Source organism: Chryseobacterium sediminis (assembly GCF_008386505.1).
Classification (GTDB): Bacteria; Bacteroidota; Bacteroidia; order Flavobacteriales; family Weeksellaceae; genus Chryseobacterium; species Chryseobacterium sediminis.
The window spans coordinates 364,650-379,630 of the sequence record NZ_VUNZ01000002.1 but is presented as its reverse complement, the minus strand read 5'-3'; the positions used below and the strand labels follow the sequence as shown (position 1 = coordinate 379,630).

The window sequence follows — 14,981 nt, the reverse complement described above, 5'->3', positions numbered from 1 at the left end:
TTACGGTTTAGCCGTTTCTATTTTTACCCCAATATCCTCAATTCCCGAAAGGTTGTCATTTCTCATCGCCTGGATCAGACCGATTTCATATTTTCCTTTTCCGGGAAACTGATAATTCAATTTATACTGAAACAAAGTTTCCTTTGTATCACCAAAGCCTGTACCAAGCCATTCTCCATTTGGTTTTGCCAGCACATAATTCAACGTGTCAGTTTCCTTTTTTTTGTTTTGGAGATTGGTGAAATTCACAATAAACCTTATATTGCTGTAAGGATAACTATTGTTGTTTCTTACGACAAATATAATATTTTTAGGATTCTGCGGATCTGAAATTTCAAGATTAAATTTTTGCTCATTTTTCTTATTCCATTTGTTATCAACGGAATTCATGATGACATCTCCTCCTGAGGAAGAGTTACAGCTAAAGAAAAGGATAAGGGAAAATAATCCTAAAATTTTACGCATTATTATCTTTTTTTGGAGGATATTTCTTTTTAAATTTCTTCTTGTTCGGGTTGTTTTGTGGCTTCTTATCATCACCAGAATTACCCTCTACTTTTTCCGCAGGTGCTTTTTGCTGTGGATGTTGTTTCTGAGGTCTGGGCTGATTTCCAGATTGAGCATTAGGGTTTTCGGGTTTTTCAGATCTTTCAGGTCTGTCTTGTCTCTCCGGTCTGTTTCTTTTTTGACCTTGTGGCTGTCCTTGCTGTCCCTGTTGATGGTTGTTTGGCTTGTTCTGGTTGTTTCTGTTCCTGTTGTTACTTCTGTTTTTCTTTTCAAAACGATCCACACTGTTTTCCTGGATCAAATCAATATTTTGAGCAGAAGCTTCTGGTTGTTTCAAGTCTTCAAGAGGAAGTGTTTTTTCTCCTCTTTTATTTTTTGAAATCAGTTTTTTAACAAGATCAATATCGAAATCATACCATGCAATGGAGCTGTCTACATAAGCAAACCACATTTTCTTTTTGAAAACATCAATTTTGATACAGAACGCTTTTCCTTTCTCAGTGTCCAAAGTGGTTGAAGAAGAAGGGAAATTGCTTAATGCATCCAAATAGCTGTCAAGCTCATAGTTAAGACAACATTTAAGCTTACCACATTGCCCGGCTAATTTTTGAGGATTAATACTCAGTTGCTGATATCTTGCCACGTTGGTGTTTACAGATCTGAAATCCGTAAGCCATGTAGAACAGCAAAGTTCACGTCCGCAAGATCCAATTCCACCTACTTTTGCAGCTTCCTGTCTGAAACCGATCTGTTTCATATCGATCTTAGTACGGAATGCTCCGGCATAATCTTTAATTAACTGTCTGAAATCCACTCGGTTTTCAGCGGTGTAATAAAAGGTGATTTTTGAAGAGTCACCCTGATATTCCACATCAGTAACTTTCATTTCAAGGCCTATTCTCTGAGCAATTTTTCTTGCTTCAAGTTTTACGGCATCTTCTTTTTTTCTTGCTTCCTGCCATACCTCAAGGTCTTTTTGGTTGGCTTGTCTGTATATTTTGAGTGCCAATTCTTCAGAAAACTTTTTCTTTTTCATCTGAATCTTTACTAATTCTCCCGTAAGGCTTACAACGCCTACATCGTGTCCCGGACTTGATTCTACTGTAATTACACTACCAATATGTAAAGGAATATTATTTACATTCTTATAAAACGATTTTCTGTCATTTTTAAATCTAACTTCTACAAAATCACACCTGTTAGGTGCCGGATTGTTGATGTCAGAAAGCCAGTCAAAAACACTTAATTTATAACTATTCCCGCAGGTATTTACATTTTCACAGCCATTTGCGGTTTTTTTAGGGCCGCAAGAATGTGCAGAATCGCCGGATGTTTTACATCCACAACTCATATTACTATTATTTATAATCTGCAAATTTATGTATTTTTATCTTTATGCAATTCTAAAATACTTAAATAACCTGAATTCGGAGCAAAACATTGAAGTATTTTAAGTAAGAATGAAAGCCGTAGACCGAAAGAAGCCTGTTATAAAGGAAATAGTGGGGAAGGAGATTTTTTAACTTTAACATTTATTATCAGTTGATTCCCTGTTCTGTTTTTAGGACTAAGATATTTTTAAAGTTAAACATTTGTTTAAAGTTAAACAATGAAATGGAGATTGTTTTAAAATATTTTTAAATACTTAATAATGAAAATTTTGGCTTTTGTTTATTTAAAGGTATTATTTTAAACATAGTTTTCTTTTAGGATATTGTTTAAAATATTAGCAAATATTAACAGACGTATTCAAAATAATTTTATATTTGGCTTATATAATAATAGTCTATGAAAAAAATATTAGTATCAACTGCTTTATTGGCGGGAGTTCTATCTTACGCAGGAGGCTTCAGAGTTTCCCTGCAAGGGGTAAAACAATTGGCAATGGCGCATACTAGTGCTCATGCCGAAGACGCGAGTGTGACATTCTTTAACCCTGCGGGTATGTCATTTATCCCTTCCAAACTGAGTGTAGTGGCAGGAGGGTTTGGTGCAAGTAATAAAGTTACTTTTCAAAACTTCAATACTTTACAAAGTGCAGAAACGGATAACCCTATAGGGACTCCTTTCTATGCGGCAATTACTTATAGACCAATAGAAAAACTTACCGTAGGTCTTAGTGTTACAACGCCTTTTGGAAGTACGATAAAATGGCCAGAAAACTGGGAAGGTAAAGAATTGGTTCAGAAAATGGAGCTGAAAAGTTTCTATTTCCAGCCAATGGTCTCTGTAAAACTGGCTCCTTGGGTATCTTTTGGTGCCAGCTACATTTACGCAAGAGGAAAAGTAGATTGGGACAAAGCGGTAACTCAATTTGACGGGAAAGTTAATATTAATGATGAGAATGCAACCGGACACGGATACGGATTTGGTTTCTATTTCAGACCTGACCCAAAATTGGACGTGAGTATTGCTTACCGTTCAGCAATAGATATGAAAGCTAAAAGCGGAACAGCTACATTCCAGTTCCCATCACAATCTGTTTATAACCAGCTAAAACTAAATGCTGCAGGACAGGATGGTTTCTCAGCAACGCTGCCATTAGTTGAAGAATATACTATTGGTTTAACCTATAAAGTGACACCGAAATGGCAGGTTTCTGCAGACTTTAACTATCATGGATGGGAAAGATACAGCAAACTTACTTTAGATTTCGAGAATGCTCCTATTGGAAACAATCCATCGGATCCTACGATTCTTACCAATCCTAAAAACTTCAGAAATTCCAAAACATTCAGATTGGGAACTCAATATGCGTTCACTGATATGATCTATGGACGTTTGGGAGCGTATTATGATGAAGCACCTTATACCACTGATAACTTTATCCCGGAAACTCCTTCATATGATACTTATGTAGTAACAGGTGGGGTAGGCTTTAAGCTGAAACATTTCGGAATTGATGTTGCCGGAGGGTATGCAATGCCTCAGTACAGAAAGGTAAACAATGTTAATATAGGGCTTAACGGACAGTCAAAAGCAACTGCTTTCTACTTTGGTCTAGGTTTCTCTTATAATCCATTTTAATTTTAGAAGACTATGAAAAAAATTATAATATCGACAATTGCAGTTTCTGCACTTCTTTTTACAGTAACAAGCTGTAATACGGATTTCGATACGGATGTGAAAGATATCCAGGTGACAAAAGGAGATGCTGACTTTTCAAAATATATTTCTTTAGGAAACTCTCTTACTTCAGGATATCGTGATGGGGCGCTGTACAGCAGTGGCCAAAATGAATCTTATCCAAGCATGATTGCTGCACAGATGAAACTTGCAGGTGGAGGTGACTTTAAACAACCTTTGATGCCTAATGATATAGGAGGTTTCAATAACCTTCCTGGTTTCCCTGGAAAATTGACTCTTCAGGTTGTTAACGGATCTTTATCTCCTGTGCCAAGCGGAGCTGCTGCTCCACTAGATGTATTATCAGGTGGTGGTTCTTATAATAATATGGGAGTACCAGGTGCTAAGTCATTCCATTTAGTAGCTCCCGGATATGGTAGTCAGGCTGGGCTTCCAACAGGAACGGCTAACCCTTATTTTGTAAGGTTTGCTTCTTCTGCTACAACAAGTGTGCTGGCAGATGCTATGGCTCAGAAAGCTACGTTCTTCTCTCTTTGGATAGGAAATAATGATGTATTGTCATATGCTACCAACGGAGGAACAAATTCTCAGACTGTAGGAGGAGTTACAACATATTCAATTGCTACAGTTCAGACAGGAAATACAAATCCTACAACTTATAAATCAAATGATATCTCCGATCCAGCCCTTCTTGCCGGATCTATCAAGGCGGTTTTAGATGGTCTTAAAAGTGTAGGAACAACAAAAGGAGTTATTGCTAATATTCCTTCTGTTACTTCAGTTCCTTTCTTTACTACGGTGCCTTATAACCCTTTGACACCTGCTCTTTTAGGTTCAAATCTGACAACTCTTAATACAAGTCTATATGGTCCTTTGAAGCAGGCGCTTACTGCTTTTGGAGCTGGGGATAGAATTAATTTACTTTCCGCAACAGGTCCAAATCCTGTTTTAATTAAAGATGTGGCGCTGACGGATCTTTCAGCTCAGCTTACAGCGGCGCTTACTCCTTCTTTAGGATTGCCTACAGCTACAGCTTTTGGACAAATCTTTGGCCAGGCAAGACAAGCTACAGCGGATGATTATATTTTGCTTACTACAAGTTCTGTGATTGGAAGTACTGCTGCAGGAGTTCCTTCACCGGTAAATATTTATGGAATTTCTTATCCATTACAAAACCAACATGTATTAACAAAAACAGAAGCTGGCTATGTAAAAACAGCAACGACTGCATACAATGCTTCTATAAAAGGGCTTGCTGATTCTTATGGGCTTGCATTTGTAGATGCTAATGCAAAAATGCTTGAACTGAATTCACAGTCAGGAATCGTATTTGACGGAGTAAAATATACTGCGACATTTGTTAGAGGAGGAGCGTTCTCACTAGATGGAGTTCACCTTACAGGTCGCGGATATGGTGTCGTTGCTAACGAATTTATTAAGTCTATCAATGCGAAATATAAATCTACACTTCCACAGGTAGATCCGAACAAATATTCAGGAGTTAAATTCCCTTAATAATTGATAAAATAAAAACTTAGAAACCACAGGAGTAAATCTTGTGGTTTTTTTTTAAATTTGCAAAATCTTTTAAAAAGTAAAAATGGCCGATCAGTTAAGTTATCTATTTTGTACAAGAACCAGCAGGGACTTGGCAGAGAAAATTGCCCAGAATTATGGGAAAGAATTAGGGAAAATCAACTTTCAGGAGTTCAGCGACGGGGAATTTGAACCTGTTTTGGATGAATCTGTAAGAGGAGGAAGAGTTTTTCTAATTGGATCTACATTCCCTCCTGCAGACAATCTTTTGGAACTTCTTCTAATGATTGATGCAGCGAAAAGAGCTTCTGCAAAGAGCATTACCGTTGTAATTCCTTACTTCGGACTTGCCAGACAGGACAGAAAAGACAAACCAAGAGCGCCGATCGGTGCTAAATTAGTTGCAAACCTTCTTACAGCAGCAGGAGCAACAAGAGTAATGACAATGGATCTTCACGCGGATCAGATTCAAGGGTTCTTTGAAATTCCGGTAGATCATTTGTATGCTTCCAGTATTTTCGTAGACTATATCAGATCTTTAAATCTTGATAGTCTTACCATTGCTTCTCCGGATATGGGAGGTGCGAAAAGAGCAAAGAACTATGCAGGTCACTTAGGTGCTGAAGTAGTAATTGCTTATAAAGAAAGAAAAAAGGCAAATGTTGTAGAAGAAATGTTCCTTATTGGTGATGTTACCGGTAAAAACGTAATCCTTATCGATGATATGATTGATACTGCGGGGACACTTTGTAAAGCAGCAGATATCTTAATTGAAAAGGGAGCGAAAACAGTAAGAGCTATGGCAACTCACGGAGTGCTTTCAGGAAAGGCTTACGAGAATATTGAGAACTCAAAATTACTGGAAGTTATTGTAACTGACTCAATTCCTGTTAAAAATAATTTGTCATCTAAAATAAAAGTGCTATCTTGCGCCCCGTTATTTGCAGATGTTATGACCATGGTTCATGAGCATAAATCAATTAGTAGTAAGTTTGTTATTTAATTGATTTTGAGAAAATTGCAAATTCAAATAAGAATAATTTTTTAAATTTATTATAAATGAAATCTATTACAATTCAAGGTACAAAAAGAGAAAACGTGGGCAAAAAGTCTACAAAAGCTTTACGTGATGCTGAATTAGTTCCTTGTGTTGTTTATGGAGGTGAAGCTCCTTTAAACTTCTCTGCTGAAGAGAAAGCTTTTAAAGGATTAGTATACACTCCTGAAGCACACACGGTATCTATTGAGGTTGACGGAAAAACAATTCCAGCTGTTCTTCAGGACATTCAGTTTCACCCAATCACTGACAAAATTCTTCACATTGACTTCTACCAACTATCTGACGATAAGCCAGTAGTTATGGAGGTTCCTGTAAGAATTACTGGACGTTCAAAAGGTGTTGTAGCTGGTGGTGTTTTACGTCAGTCTTTCAGAAAACTAAAAGTAAAAGCTATCCCTGCTAACCTACCTGACGAAATCGTTGTAGATGTTACTCCATTAAGAATTGGTAACAAACTTTACATCGGTGGTATCAAAACAGAAGGATATTCTTTCATGCACCCAGACAATGCAGTAGTAGTTGCTGTTAAGATGTCTAGAAATGCAATGAAAGGAGGTGCAGCAGCAATGGATGATGAAGATGAAGAAGAAGTTGCAACTGAAGAAGGAGCAGCTCCAGCAGAAGAAACTGCAGCAGAATAAGAATTGCTTATTTAAACAATATAAAACCCGTCATTTTTTGACGGGTTTTTTTGTGCAGTGTCAAAAGAATAAGAGAATTTACAAATATGACTTTTACTTTATCGGTTATTGACTTGTTTCGCTATATGCCATCGAATATTTCTATCAACTGACAACTATCAGCTCTTAGCCTCGTGCTTTCTTTCGGAAAAAAAGCCGTAAATTTGAAGTGTTCTAAATAAGGACGTCTTAATTTAAAAAATAAATAAATGTTTGACATTCAGGAAATAAGAAGCCAGTTTTCTATATTGGACAGAGAAGTGAATGGTAAACCATTGGTTTACCTGGATAATGCAGCTACATCTCAAAAGCCAAATTCGGTTTTAGAAGTCTGTCACGCATATTATACAGAACTTAATGCCAACGTTCACAGAGGAATTCATACCCTAAGCCAGCTGGCAACGGAAGAAATGGAGCTTTCAAGAAGAAAGATTCAGAAATTCATCAATGCTGAGCATGATTTTGAAGTTATTTTTACAAAAGGAACAACAGAAGGGTTGAATCTTATTGCTTATATTTTAACACAGAAACTGCAGAAAGATGACGAAATTATTATTTCCTATCTGGAGCATCATTCTAATATTGTTCCATGGCAGATGCTTTGTGAAAGGACCGGAGCAAAACTTCGTGTAATTCCTATCGATGAAAACGGAATTCTTCAGATGGATCATTTTGACCAGTTTTTAAGCGAAAAGACAAAGGTTGTTTCTGTAAATCAGGTTTCCAATGCTTTGGGAATTGTGAATCCTATTGAAGAAATTATTGCAAAAACAAGAAAGAATACAAACGCTTATATTGTGATTGATGGCGCTCAGTCTGCTCCGCATTTTAATATTGATGTACAGAAACTGGATTGTGATTTCTTTGTATTCTCAGGCCATAAAATGTATGCTCCGATGGGAACAGGTATCCTGTACGGGAAACGTGAAATATTAGAAGCTTTGCCACCATTTCATGGCGGAGGAGAGATGATTGCAACATGTTCTTTTGAAGGAACTACTTATGCGGGACTTCCATTTAAATATGAAGCAGGAACGCCGAATGTAGGTGGGAATATCGCTTTAGGAGCAGCTGTTGATTTTATGAATAAGATAGGCCATGCTAATATTCAGAATCATGAAAATGCTTTGTTGGAATATGCCCAGAAACAGCTTTTGGAAATAGAAGGAATTAAAATCTATGGTGAAAAAGCAAAAAGAACTGGTGTTGTTTCCTTTAATCTTGAAGGGGTGGGGATTGCCTCTGATGTAGGGATGATCCTGGATAAAATGGGAATTGCTGTAAGAACAGGGCATCACTGTACACAGCCGATCATGAACTTCTTTAATATTGCAGGGACAGTAAGAGCCAGTTTTGCTGTTTATAATACTTTCGAGGAAATTGATATTCTGGTAGAAGGAGTGAAGAAAGCACAACGAATGTTGAGCTAATTTATTCTTTATCATATAAACTAAAAAGCAGCTGTAGAGCTGCTTTTTTTATTATTCCCATGGAATGCAATAACAACGGCCGTCAATAATAACCTGATAATATCCGATGGCACATTCAAGGCAGATTTCTCCTCCTGCCATAATGCTTTTCAATTTTTCTTTGTTTAGTTTTTTCATATGATGTGATTTAAAGTTTAAACATAAAGGTATAAATTATAGATAAAATTCTCATCCTTTTTAAAATAGATGTAGTGTATTTATTTTGTATGTAATTGTGTTTTGTGAAATATAATTCATTAATTTTATATAAACATCAAATATTTTATTATGAAAAAACTATTTATACTATTTTTATCCATTTGTGGTCTGTGTAATGCGCAGATTTTTTCTGAAAACTTCAACGGTAATACTTTGCCGACCGCGTGGACGGTTGAGAATCCGGATAACTCTTTTAACTGGAATGTGGGTTCACAGAATGGTTTCGCAAGTTTTCCCGATGGGGCGGCTTTTTTTGATGATGATGATGCAGGGCCAACCGGAATTAACACGAATGCCAGACTGATTTCTCCTGTAATTAACCTTACCGGAGTAGTAAACCCAAAGCTGTCGTTTAATTATGCCAATATGATTGATAATCTGGATTCTACTTTAAAAGTTGAAGTTTTCAATGGAACTTCGTGGATTCAGGTTTTTACTTTTTCAGGTGACGCAGGAGTGTGGGATCTTGATTTTAACACCTTTACATTTGTAGTAACAAGTTATGATACTGCGGCAAATATAGATCTGACACCCTATGCTAACGCGGCTTTTAAACTCAGATTTGTTTATGATGATGCCGGAGACTATTCTTACGGTGTTGTCGTAGATAATGTGATGATTACAAGTGGAGTTTTGGCAACTTCAGAGGTTTCATATGCTGATCATATAGAGGTATATCCAAATCCGGTTAAGGGAAATCTTTATATTAAACAAAACTCTCAAAATAAATTTGAAAAGATTTCTGTGGTTGATCAGTCAGGGAAGCTAGTGAAGGTATTTAGTAAAGGATCAGATTCTTATGATATATCAGATCTGCCGAAAGGAGTCTATATTATAATAATCATCAATCATGATGGGAAAATTGTTAAGAAGAAAATAATGAAGGAATAATCATTGAAAAAAGGAACAAAAAACCCTTGTAGAACATTCTATAAGGGTTTTTATATTTTCAAAAGAAATAATTTTTATAAATTCGGTTTCCAGTCAACCACTGCTCTGATGAATGCTTCGGCATTTTCTACAGGAACATTTGGTAAAATTCCGTGACCTAGATTTGCAATATATCTGTCTTTTCCAAAACGGTTGATCATTTCGTTCACCATCTTCTTGATTGTCTCAGGAGTAGAGTGAAGTCTTGCAGGATCAAAGTTACCTTGTAAAGTCATCGTGTGATTGGTTAATGTTCTTGCGAATTCCGGCTTAATAGTCCAGTCTACACCAAGAGCAGAAGCTTTAGACATAGTCATATCTTCCAGAGCAAACCAGCATCCTTTTCCAAATACAACTACATGGGTAAGCGGGCTTAAAGCTTCAACAATCTGATTGATGTACTGCCATGAGAATTCCTGATAATCCGTAGGAGAAAGCATTCCTCCCCAAGAATCAAAAACCTGTACAGCAGAAACTCCTTTTTCTACTTTTCTCTTTAAATAAGCAATTGTAGTATCAGTGATTTTTTGCAATAATAAATGAGCAGCCTCAGGCTGTTGGAAGCAGAAAGACTTTGCAATGTCAAATGCTTTACTTCCTTTTCCTTCTACACAGTAACAAAGGATTGTCCATGGAGAACCTGCAAAACCAATCAACGGAATATCATTATCCAGTTTCTGCAGCGTAAGCTCAATAGCATCAAAAACGTATCCTAAAGTGTCATTCACATCCGGAGTTTCAATATTCTGAACCTGTTCCATTGTTCTGATAGGAGTATCTAACCATGGTCCAACGGATTCTTTCATCTTGAAATCAATTCCCATAGCCTGTGGAACTACCAGGATATCAGAAAACAGAATCGCTGCATCCAGAGGAAATCTGCGAATAGGCTGTAATGTAATCTCAGCCGCAAGTTCAGGAGTCTGACATCTCGTAAAGAAATCATACTGATCTCTCAAAGCAATGAATTCCGGCAGATATCTTCCAGCCTGCCTCATCATCCAGACAGGAGGTCTTTCAACGGTTTCTCCGCGAAGTGCTTTTAAATATAGGTCGTTTTTTATCATAATCTATTGTAAACTAATATTACCGGCTATATTCGGTAACAAATATTCTAAATTCTACTTCTGATTTCTCTTCTTATCAGCTCAAAGATCGAAGTCAGTGTATTTTCTTCAGAAGTGAAAATTTCTTCCTGCGTATAATTTCTCAACTCACCGGAAGTGGTTTCGCCAATCGAAAAAAGCTTCATGCCTTCCAGAGAATTTCGCCTTGCAAAACTACGAACTCCGCTCGGACTAAAAAATACTGCAGCATGATATTTTTCATTTATTAAAGGATGAGTTTCCTCAGTATTGTATATCGTAACTTTTTTGTACTTAATGTTTTGTAAAGGAAGTTCTTTATCCAGAACATTGATGGCAAGATTGCCGCAGAAATGAAGAAACTGCTCGTGCTGGCATTTTCCGATAATAAATTTGGAAAGCGTATCAGCATTTTTCAAAACCTTAAATGTTCCGAAACCATGTTTCCTTAATTCCCTCTTCGTTTTTTCACCAACACAGTAGATCTTATTGTAATTCTTGGCTGTAAAATCCTCATTAGGCTTAAACTTGTTTTTAAAAAATGAAATGACTCCATTAACACTTGTAAAAATCAATGAGTAATTCTTCAGATCAAAAGGACTGATCATAATAGGCTTGGTCTTAATTACCTCAACACAGTCAGCCAAAGTATCCTCTCCTAATTCTTTGGATATCGTTGTCTGGTCTATATTTTTGGTAAATAAGATTTTCATGTCTGTACAGTTAAGAAGATGAAAAGAGCAGTAAAAAAACTGAATCTGAAATTAGATCTGGCTTTTGATTTCAGCCATTAATTCCTTTCCTCCGTTTTCAAGAACGACTTTTGCAAACTTTTCTCCAAAATTTTCTGTTGGAGTATAAACAAAGTTTTCATCCACAGCAATGCAGTTTTTCCCATCCAAAGAGCAAAGTGCTGCCTTGAAACGGATCTGATCACCAATGATTTCAGCAAAAGCTCCGATAGGGGCAGTACAGCCGCCTTCCAAAGTGCTTAAGAAGTTTCTTTCAATCTCTACGCAGATCTGGGTTGGATTGTGGTTGATCTTACGTACAATCTCGTTGATCTCTGGTTTGTCAGTATGTCCTGCTACAGAAATTACCCCTTGCGATGGAGCGCAAATCATTAATGGAAGCATCTCGTAATCGATCTCCATTTTCATTCTTTTGATACCAGCCAAAGAAAGAATCGTTGCATCGAAATCTCCGTCTTCCAGTTTTTGAAGTCTGGTTTGAATATTTCCGCGGATATCCGAAAAATCAGTAGTCGGATAATTTCTCAGCCAGAAAGCTCTTCTTCTCAAACTGCTGGTCGCCAGTTTAAGCTCATGGAATTCTTTATTCCTTGCAGATTCTTTTCTGATCAGAATGTCCTGTGGAAAATCTCTTTCCAGGTAAGCAATCATCTCAATATTTTGAGGCAATTGAGTAGGAACGTCTTTTAAAGAATGTACGGCAATATCAATTTCGTCATTCAATAAGGCAATATCAAGGTCTCTTGTGAAGACCCCGGTGATTCCTAAGGAATATAAAGGTTGATTGAGATTCTTATCGCCAGAAGAAACGATAGGAACAATCTCCGTTAAATAATTGTTGTTCTGAAGGTGCCTTGCAACCTCTCTAGCCTGCCAAAGTGCAAGTGCGGAATTTCTCGTTCCGATTCTAATGCTTTTCATTGAATTCGTTGTTTGGTTGTTCAACTAATATTTCGTGCATTAATTTACTAATTTCTTCGGCTTTCAAAGGATTATCAATGATGTATTTTGCAAAACGGTTGGTGATTTTCTGGATCATTTTGTCAGAAAGTTCCATGTCCGTGATGTTTATGTATTTATTCTTTTTATAAAAATTATGCATTTCATTGCGTTCCATGTTCTTTAAAACGGCTTTGAAATGATGGATATTCGGTGCTAGCTTTCTCTTTTTCTCCCATTCAATAAAGTCTTTCATCAGTTCCTTGATGATTTTTTCAGCTTTCGGGATTTCTCTTTCACGCTGCTGAATCGTTTCCTGAATCTGTTTTGAAAGCTCATCCACATCAATCAATGTTACGTTTTCATTTTCGGTAACATTTTTTTCAACGTTATGAGGAATAGAAAGATCAATGACCAGTGTTTCTTTTCCGTTCGGGAAGTGAGACTGGTTGACAATAGGATGTTTAGCTCCTGTTGCCACAATAAGAATATCAGTATTTTTTAATTCCTTGTCAAAATCAGAATAATCAACATGAGGAATATTATATTTCTGGGAAATCTTTTCAGCTTTCTCCTGAGTTCTGTTCGCGATTTTAATTTTCGGCTGAAAGACATGCTTCACCAGATTTTCAACAGTGTTCTGTCCAATCTCACCTACTCCCAATAGAAGAATGTTTTTTTCAGCAATTCTTTTCTGGTTGTTTAAAATATAATGGACTGCGGCATAAGAAACAGAAGCGGCGCCATTGGAAATTCCGGTTTCGTTTTTTATTCTTTTCGAAATCTGAATCGCTGCGTTGATAGCTCTTTCAAGATAAGGATTAGAATTTTGTCTCTCTTTTTTGAAACGGCTGTATGCTTTTTTGATCTGTCCGATAATTTCAAAATCTCCAATAATCTGACTTTCAAGACCTGCAGCAACTCTGAAAAGATGGATCAGGGCTTCCTCTTTGGTGAGAATATTGGCAAACTGAAGAAAATCCGTAAGATGAACTCCAATGGTTTTGCAATACTCTTCAGCAACTAAAAGATAATTGGGAGAAGTGGTATAAATTTCGGTCCTGTTACAGGTGGAAACCACAAATGCATCTCCAAGATCTTCCTGGTGGACCCTGGAAACAAAGTTTTTGATGTTTTCATCAAAGAATGCAAACTTTCCTCTCGTTTCTACGTCGGCTTTTTCGTAGCTTATAGAAAGCACGGCAAAATTTGACGTTCGATGAATGTTGGAATACTGTAACATAAGCAGTGCAAATTTACGCTTTTTTTAATTAATCACTCTCAGATAGTGTATATGATAATTATCGTAAAAAACTATAAGGTGGTAAAGAAGAAAAAGCAGAGTGGAAAAAAAAGAATTGCTTTCTATGAGGGAGTTTTCTTTAATTTTTACTTTGATTTATTAATTTTTTTAAGAAGCGTATAGAATTTAAATGGAATGCCGAGGTACTTGGAAAACCTGTTTGTCTGTTGTGTACATATCTTTTCACCGTTCGGCGATATGGCTTTTTTATCCTTTAAACAACCCATTAATTTTAGTTTAACTCAAAGTCTGTAAACATCTAAATTGAAAGTTAATAAAGAATTATAAATTTTAATAAAATTTTAACCAAATTAAGTTGGTGGGAAATTTCTTTAGTAGTGTTAAATTTATATCTTTGTAAACTTAAAATCAGAAGAAAAATATGAGTTTATTTGATATGTTTACGCAAGAAATTGCGATAGACCTTGGAACTGCTAATACCCTAATCATCCATAATAATAAAATTGTTATAGATCAACCTTCAATTGTTGCGATTGAACGTTCATCGGGTAAGCCGATTGCCGTCGGGGAGCAGGCCAAGCATATGCAGGGTAAAACTCACGAGGATATCAAGACAATCCGTCCTTTGAAAGATGGGGTAATTGCTGATTTCCATGCTTCTGAACATATGATCAAGGAATTTATCAAAAAAATTCCTGGAATTAAAGGTAAATTCATACAACCGGCATTACGAATTGTAATCTGTATTCCTTCTGGTATTACTGAAGTTGAAAAAAGAGCGGTAAGAGATTCTGCTCAAAAAGTAAATGCAAAAGAAGTAAGACTAATCTATGAGCCAATGGCAGCAGCAATTGGGGTTGGAATAGACGTACAGAAGCCTGAAGGAAACATGATCATCGATATAGGTGGAGGTACTACGGAAATTGCGGTAGTAGCTTTAGGAGGTATCGTATGTGATAAATCTGTGAAAATTGCAGGAGATGTATTTACCAATGATATTGCTTATTACTTAAGAACTCACCATAACCTTTATATCGGGGAGAGAACTGCTGAAAGAATCAAAATTGAAGTAGGTTCTGCAGTAGAAGATCTTGATGTAGACATCGAGGATATCCCGGTACAGGGTAGAGACCTTATTACAGGGAAACCTAAAGAAATTATGGTTGGATACAAAGAGATTGCACGTGCATTAGACAAGTCGATCATCAGAATCGAAGATGCTGTAATGGAAACACTTTCTCTTACACCACCGGAATTGGCTGCTGATATTTACAAGACTGGTATTTATCTTGCCGGAGGAGGAGCGTTATTAAGAGGTCTTGCGGACAGAATTCACAAAAAAACAGGTCTTCCAGTATTTGTTGCTGAAGATCCGTTGAGAGCTGTAGTTCGCGGAACAGGTATTGCCCTTAAGAATATGGATAAGTTCAATTTCTTAATTAAATAATTTTAA

14 protein-coding genes are annotated in these 14,981 nt (G+C 36.6%); 7 read left to right on the top strand and 7 right to left on the bottom strand.

Annotation, left to right across the window (positions count from 1 at the left end):
• Together FW780_RS13780 and FW780_RS13775 are read right to left on the bottom strand one after the other, a co-directional pair.
• Complete coding sequence (locus FW780_RS13780) at nt 1–465, bottom strand: gliding motility lipoprotein GldH (RefSeq protein ID WP_149834115.1); 465 nt, start codon at nt 463–465, stop codon at nt 1–3.
• The gene (locus FW780_RS13775) at nt 458–1,858 is read right to left on the bottom strand and encodes a PSP1 domain-containing protein (RefSeq protein ID WP_149834114.1); all 1,401 of its coding nucleotides are present in this window, start codon (nt 1,856–1,858) and stop codon (nt 458–460) included. The genes FW780_RS13780 and FW780_RS13775 overlap by 8 nt, the downstream gene beginning before the upstream one ends.
• A 437-nt stretch (nt 1,859–2,295) precedes the next feature.
• On the opposite strand from FW780_RS13775, the gene FW780_RS13770 reads away from it, so the two are divergent.
• The 5 genes from FW780_RS13770 to FW780_RS13750 all read left to right on the top strand — a co-directional run bounded on the left by FW780_RS13770 (nt 2,296) and on the right by FW780_RS13750 (nt 8,300).
• A complete protein-coding gene (locus FW780_RS13770; RefSeq protein WP_149834113.1) occupies nt 2,296–3,534 on the top strand; it encodes an OmpP1/FadL family transporter in 1,239 nt (412 codons plus the stop codon).
• Between the two features lie 12 nt (nt 3,535–3,546).
• Nucleotides 3,547–5,109 carry an SGNH/GDSL hydrolase family protein gene (locus tag FW780_RS13765; RefSeq protein ID WP_149834112.1) on the top strand — a complete coding sequence of 521 codons (1,563 nt, stop codon included), beginning with the start codon at nt 3,547–3,549 and terminating at the stop codon, nt 5,107–5,109.
• An 85-nt stretch (nt 5,110–5,194) separates the two neighbouring features.
• Complete coding sequence (locus FW780_RS13760) at nt 5,195–6,133, top strand: ribose-phosphate pyrophosphokinase (RefSeq protein ID WP_047376208.1); 939 nt, start codon at nt 5,195–5,197, stop codon at nt 6,131–6,133.
• Between the two features lie 56 nt (nt 6,134–6,189).
• Entirely contained in the window at nt 6,190–6,831 is a 642-nt protein-coding gene (locus FW780_RS13755; RefSeq protein WP_142717310.1) for a 50S ribosomal protein L25/general stress protein Ctc, read from the top strand.
• Nucleotides 6,832–7,079: 248 nt separating this feature from the next.
• Nucleotides 7,080–8,300 (top strand): aminotransferase class V-fold PLP-dependent enzyme, encoded by a 1,221-nt coding sequence (locus FW780_RS13750; protein ID WP_149834111.1) that lies wholly within the window; start codon nt 7,080–7,082, stop codon nt 8,298–8,300.
• Between the two features lie 51 nt (nt 8,301–8,351).
• Here FW780_RS13750 and FW780_RS13745 read toward each other — a convergent pair whose 3' ends face one another.
• Entirely contained in the window at nt 8,352–8,477 is a 126-nt protein-coding gene (locus FW780_RS13745; protein WP_149834110.1) for a GNAT family acetyltransferase, read from the bottom strand.
• Between the two features lie 150 nt (nt 8,478–8,627).
• On the opposite strand from FW780_RS13745, the gene FW780_RS13740 reads away from it, so the two are divergent.
• Entirely contained in the window at nt 8,628–9,449 is an 822-nt protein-coding gene (locus FW780_RS13740) for a T9SS-dependent choice-of-anchor J family protein (protein ID WP_149834109.1), read from the top strand.
• Between the two features lie 74 nt (nt 9,450–9,523).
• On the opposite strand, the gene hemE is transcribed toward FW780_RS13740, so the two are convergent.
• From hemE to hemA, 4 genes are read right to left on the bottom strand one after another with little or no spacing between them, the layout of a single operon-like run.
• Nucleotides 9,524–10,555: a uroporphyrinogen decarboxylase gene (gene hemE, locus FW780_RS13735; protein WP_047376227.1), complete on the bottom strand. Its 1,032-nt coding sequence runs from the start codon at nt 10,553–10,555 to the stop codon at nt 9,524–9,526.
• A 47-nt stretch (nt 10,556–10,602) separates the two neighbouring features.
• The gene (locus FW780_RS13730; RefSeq protein WP_149834108.1) at nt 10,603–11,286 is read right to left on the bottom strand and encodes a uroporphyrinogen-III synthase; all 684 of its coding nucleotides are present in this window, start codon (nt 11,284–11,286) and stop codon (nt 10,603–10,605) included.
• Nucleotides 11,287–11,337: 51 nt separating this feature from the next.
• Nucleotides 11,338–12,246, bottom strand: a complete 909-nt coding sequence (gene hemC, locus FW780_RS13725; RefSeq protein WP_149834107.1) for a hydroxymethylbilane synthase — start codon at nt 12,244–12,246, stop codon at nt 11,338–11,340.
• Nucleotides 12,233–13,507 (bottom strand): glutamyl-tRNA reductase, encoded by a 1,275-nt coding sequence (gene hemA / locus FW780_RS13720; protein WP_149834106.1) that lies wholly within the window; start codon nt 13,505–13,507, stop codon nt 12,233–12,235. The genes hemC and hemA overlap by 14 nt, the downstream gene beginning before the upstream one ends.
• 442 nt (nt 13,508–13,949) lie before the next feature.
• Here hemA and FW780_RS13715 point away from each other — a divergent pair, with 442 nt between their 5' ends.
• Nucleotides 13,950–14,975, top strand: coding sequence for a rod shape-determining protein (locus FW780_RS13715; RefSeq protein WP_002982450.1), 1,026 nt, complete (start codon nt 13,950–13,952; stop codon nt 14,973–14,975).
• The last annotated feature ends 6 nt before the right edge of the window (nt 14,976–14,981 follow it).

Bases quoted from the DNA above. Each gene is read 5' to 3' on its own strand.
- FW780_RS13780 (WP_149834115.1), bottom strand. From the start codon at position 465: ATGCGTAAAATTTTAGGATTATTTTCCCTTATCCTTTTCTTTAGCTGT.
- FW780_RS13775 (WP_149834114.1), bottom strand. From the start codon at position 1,858: ATGAGTTGTGGATGTAAAACATCCGGCGATTCTGCACATTCTTGCGGC.
- FW780_RS13770 (WP_149834113.1), top strand. From the start codon at position 2,296: ATGAAAAAAATATTAGTATCAACTGCTTTATTGGCGGGAGTTCTATCT.
- FW780_RS13765 (WP_149834112.1), top strand. From the start codon at position 3,547: ATGAAAAAAATTATAATATCGACAATTGCAGTTTCTGCACTTCTTTTT.
- FW780_RS13760 (WP_047376208.1), top strand. From the start codon at position 5,195: ATGGCCGATCAGTTAAGTTATCTATTTTGTACAAGAACCAGCAGGGAC.
- FW780_RS13755 (WP_142717310.1), top strand. From the start codon at position 6,190: ATGAAATCTATTACAATTCAAGGTACAAAAAGAGAAAACGTGGGCAAA.
- FW780_RS13750 (WP_149834111.1), top strand. From the start codon at position 7,080: ATGTTTGACATTCAGGAAATAAGAAGCCAGTTTTCTATATTGGACAGA.
- FW780_RS13745 (WP_149834110.1), bottom strand. From the start codon at position 8,477: ATGAAAAAACTAAACAAAGAAAAATTGAAAAGCATTATGGCAGGAGGA.
- FW780_RS13740 (WP_149834109.1), top strand. From the start codon at position 8,628: ATGAAAAAACTATTTATACTATTTTTATCCATTTGTGGTCTGTGTAAT.
- hemE (WP_047376227.1), bottom strand. From the start codon at position 10,555: ATGATAAAAAACGACCTATATTTAAAAGCACTTCGCGGAGAAACCGTT.
- FW780_RS13730 (WP_149834108.1), bottom strand. From the start codon at position 11,286: ATGAAAATCTTATTTACCAAAAATATAGACCAGACAACGATATCCAAA.
- hemC (WP_149834107.1), bottom strand. From the start codon at position 12,246: ATGAAAAGCATTAGAATCGGAACGAGAAATTCCGCACTTGCACTTTGG.
- hemA (WP_149834106.1), bottom strand. From the start codon at position 13,507: ATGTTACAGTATTCCAACATTCATCGAACGTCAAATTTTGCCGTGCTT.
- FW780_RS13715 (WP_002982450.1), top strand. From the start codon at position 13,950: ATGAGTTTATTTGATATGTTTACGCAAGAAATTGCGATAGACCTTGGA.